At 70.1% G+C, this 244-nt stretch carries 1 protein-coding gene; it reads left to right on the forward strand.

Annotation, left to right across the window (positions count from 1 at the left end):
• Positions 1 to 202, forward strand: a 202-nt coding sequence (locus tag AC5Y7D_RS30995) for a hypothetical protein (protein ID WP_499930019.1), incomplete at its 5' end; no start/stop codon positions are given.
• Positions 203 to 244: the final 42 nt, after the last annotated feature.

Raw genomic sequence — 244 nt, forward strand, 5'->3', positions numbered from 1 at the left:
GTTGTTCTGCACCACATACCCACCGGTGACCGTCGTCGTCCCGTACTGCGTGGAAATCACCGTCCCACCCGGCGGCGGCGTCGTGGGCGGCGTGGTCGGCGGAGTCGTCGGCGGAGTCGTCGGCGGCGTGGTCGGCGGGGTGGCCGGCGGCTCGACAGTGACCGGGCTCCCGTTGAGCAGCAGATTCGTCGGGGGCGCGTAGCTGCCGGTATGCGCGGCCTGATAGCCGACGGTGATCGAATCA

The sequence above is a fragment of the Mycobacterium sp. NGS49 genome, assembly GCF_059812565.1.